General features: G+C 60.4%; 5 protein-coding genes. All 5 read right to left on the reverse strand.

Features of this window, described 5'->3' with window-relative positions; all coding sequences use genetic code 11:
* On the reverse strand, positions 1-194 hold a 194-nt coding region (locus MKP05_RS21005), incomplete at its 3' end, for a transposase family protein (protein ID WP_240570101.1).
* Between the two features lie 201 nt (positions 195-395).
* Positions 396-1,373: a Wzz/FepE/Etk N-terminal domain-containing protein gene (locus MKP05_RS21010; RefSeq protein WP_240570102.1), complete on the reverse strand. Its 978-nt coding sequence runs from the start codon at positions 1,371-1,373 to the stop codon at positions 396-398.
* A 751-nt stretch (positions 1,374-2,124) separates the two neighbouring features.
* Positions 2,125-2,319, reverse strand: a complete 195-nt coding sequence (locus MKP05_RS21015; RefSeq protein ID WP_240570103.1) for an RpnC/YadD family protein — start codon at positions 2,317-2,319, stop codon at positions 2,125-2,127.
* 11 nt (positions 2,320-2,330) lie between these two features.
* A complete protein-coding gene (locus MKP05_RS21020; RefSeq protein ID WP_240570104.1) occupies positions 2,331-2,576 on the reverse strand; it encodes an RpnC/YadD family protein in 246 nt (81 codons plus the stop codon).
* A gap of 45 nt (positions 2,577-2,621) precedes the next feature.
* Positions 2,622-3,005: an MBL fold metallo-hydrolase RNA specificity domain-containing protein gene (locus tag MKP05_RS21025; RefSeq protein WP_338072372.1), complete on the reverse strand. Its 384-nt coding sequence runs from the start codon at positions 3,003-3,005 to the stop codon at positions 2,622-2,624.
* Between the last annotated feature and the right edge of the window lie 162 nt (positions 3,006-3,167).

The following is a 3,167-nucleotide window of genomic DNA, read 5'->3' on the forward strand; positions in this document are numbered from 1 at the left end:
TCAAAATCGCCATACTGACGGAGAAAATCCAGCTTTGCGTGGCCAAAGTCCTCGATCTCGTCCCAACCCTCGGCACCACAGATCACCGCGCAGACGGTCAGAAACAGGATATCCGACAGCTGATGCTTCACTTTCCATGCCTGGCGGAAGTCGGGAACGATCGATAAAAGATGCATCAGAGACGGTGTCAGCATGGGGGCCATCCGTGGGCAAAAGCATTAGCCAATCACGGAGGGCTTGATCCGTAAAGCCCTACAAGGCTCGTCGTAGAGCGGTTTGTCGTGCGTTTTCCCTGCATTAGAGTGGCCTTCTGATTATTGGGCAGAAACAAGCCCTTCCGTCGCTGTCGACAGTGGTTGCAGAGTACGAGATGAGGCTGTTAAACGCTCATAGCGTCACTCTTCCGACAGGCTGTTGCGCACCAGCGCCACAAACTGCGAGAAGAATGCGGCTATCACCGCCAGCATGCCACCCAGTACAATGGCCAATGCCATGATCAGGCTGCGACTAATGCCGGTGGGTTCGAGACCTTGTACCGATACCTGGACAACTCCCCCTTCCTGAAGCTGTGCCAACTGGCCTTCGATCTCGGAGACTCTGGCGGTGTAATTGGCAATCAGATCTCCCGCGAAGGCACTATTACTCTCCTGGGCTGCGTCAAGGGCACGCTCGGCACTCACAAGCCGCCGCTCCAGACTCGCCCGCCGTCGCTCCAGCAACTCCTGCTGTCCTTCTTCAATGCGTGTCAACAAGGCCTGGTGCATCTGGGCGACTAGCTCACTGTCGGCCTCTGCGGCTTCAGAGCCCAAACGGATCAGCTGGGTATCGCTAGGATTCGATACTGAAAGTTCGAACGGCAGACGCTCCAGCCCCGCTGAATTTTGAAGCTCACGGGTCACCGGCCCCAGGTAGAGGTTGTTGACCTTGGCCACCACGGCGCCCGGTGTTTCCAGGCTTGCCACCGCACTGTCACCGTTTGGCGCCTGCTCCGCGACCTGATAGATCGAAACGTATTCATAAGTTCGCGTCATAAGCAGCGCATAGGCCAATGCCCCTAGCACGAAGACCAGGAAGACGATGGCCATCAGCTTCCAGCGTTTGATCAGTATTTTGGCCAGATCCACCAGGGAGATTTCATCGTCTTGGGTGTAGCGCTGCGGTTCTTGAGAAGGTATCTGGTTCATGCGGTGTCGCCGATAGGTGAGATCGAGAAGATGGGAGAGTAAGGCTCCCCATTTGCCTTCAAAGCCGGATATGGACGTTACCGGCGTCATTGCGCTGGTAACGTTCGTGGGCAATGGCGGTAGCGTCTTCGCTGATGCGACACCTGCTGCCACCATCCCTGAGCCTATGCCAGGGGAATGCTGTTGCATTCGCTCGTGCATTCGCTCGTTCCGAGTGGTCGTTGCCATTCGGGCACGCTACCGCCCGGGGATTATGCCGGGCGCATTCCCATGCCCTGTATCAAGCCTGGATACCGTGGGGAGCGAGCGGCGAGGACAAGGGAAGCGAAGCGCCATGGTAGGCGAGCAAAAACATGCCGGGGAGGCGGTTGCTCCGCTCCCCTTCATCGTCCCTTGCCAAGCCTCGGCTCGGCGACCCCTGCGGTATCGTTTTAATGATCGCGCCATTCTACGTCACCACGCGGCCGTGCTCCATGGCTGAGCGCCGGGGGCGCTGTAGGCCATGCGTGATGGGCTAAGTCTGCTTGGGGTTGGGAGAATACAGCACGGGAGAGAATGGTCAACGGGAAAACAGGCGGGGAAACAGCGGGATACTCGGGGAATGGAGGCGGTGATGGGGGCATACGGAGGTGATCACCGCCGGGGCGCCTGCGGCGCCGATCGCCCGGCGAATCCTGGCTCCTGGGCTGGGTGTGGGCGCAGGCGTTGGCGGGGGCATGGCAGTTCGACTCAGGGAAATTGCCTGCACTTTCTCGACGGTGGAAGCATTTTCGAAGATGAAGGCGCCGAGATCGCATCCTTGGGGTCTGACCCCGTGCCCGATGAGCGTCGTTGATATGGGCGCTCTACGGTGACCTCGACATCCCCGGGGGTCAGACCCCGGAGACGGGTTCAGGCGCCGAGGCCGCATCCCGGGGGTCAGACCACGGAGTCTTTCAGTTCAGTGCTGAAGCTCGTCGCGCATGGCTTCAACTTCGCCCAGGGGCAGTCCGGTAGCGTTGGCGATGGCGCGATCGCTCAGCTCTGTCATCTGGATGAGGTTACGGGTTACGCTGAGACGCACTTCCTCGCGGCCTTCCTTGCGGCCTTGCTGTTTCCAGCGCTGCGGCCATTGACCGGTTCGTTCTTGCAGCATGGTGCATACCTTCAGTGGGTCGAGCGCAGCTCGCGCACCTCGTCCTCGCTCAGGCCGGTCGCATTGGCAATGGTGACATTATCAAGGTTGGTGGTCTCGATTAGATTGCAAGCGGTCTCTCGCTTGGCTTCGAGCCTGGCCTCCTGGATGCGGGCCTCAGCCTCTTTCAGCGCTTCCTGACGGCCTTCCTCGCGGCCTTCCTGGCGACCTTCCTGTTTCCAGCGCTGCGGCCATTGGCCGGTACGTTCTTGCAGCATGGTGTATACCTCCCGCAGGTCTTCCAATCGTTTCGGCTCGCTTGCTCATGCCCGTGCCCGATCGGCCCTACTGCGAATCGTGTCTTCCGCCAGGAAATCGCCGCCCAGCGTCACCTCGAGCGAACGCCCTGCCCCTGCGGCCCATTCCAGCAGCTTGGCCTTGAGCGCGGCCTGGGCGTGGGGGTCGCCGTGTACCAGGCGCACTTCCCGCGGCGGGTGGCGCATGCGACGCACGAAGTTGAGCAGGTCATGCTGGTCGGCATGGGCCGAGTAGCCGTTCACGGTTTCCACCCGGGCGCGAATATCGATGCGCTGGCCATCCAGCATCACCCAGCCGCCGTTGGGGCCATGGCGCTGGATGTCGCGGCCCGGGGTGCCGGCGGCCTGATAGCCGGTGAAGAGTACGCAGTGGCGTGGATCGTTCAGCATGCGCTTGAGCCCCTGATATTCACCGGGCAGCCCTAGAAATGAAGATGGCGGTTGGTATCCTACTGATAAATCAGAGAGTTCCTGGCAGAACCTGATTCAGGAGGACCAACCGCCATGGGTGAAACCCTAACGACCTGGTCGCCGTCCTGCAACGGCTCCGTC

The organism is Halomonas flagellata (genome assembly GCF_022487945.1).
Taxonomy (GTDB): Bacteria; Pseudomonadota; Gammaproteobacteria; order Pseudomonadales; family Halomonadaceae; genus Halomonas; species Halomonas flagellata.

Coding starts and splice junctions, on each gene's coding strand:
- MKP05_RS21010 (WP_240570102.1), bottom strand. CDS start 1,373: ATGCAACAGCATTCCCCTGGCATAGGCTCAGGGATGGTGGCAGCAGGT.
- MKP05_RS21015 (WP_240570103.1), bottom strand. CDS start 2,319: ATGCTGCAAGAACGAACCGGTCAATGGCCGCAGCGCTGGAAACAGCAA.
- MKP05_RS21020 (WP_240570104.1), bottom strand. CDS start 2,576: ATGCTGCAAGAACGTACCGGCCAATGGCCGCAGCGCTGGAAACAGGAA.
- MKP05_RS21025 (WP_338072372.1), bottom strand. CDS start 3,005: ATGCTGAACGATCCACGCCACTGCGTACTCTTCACCGGCTATCAGGCC.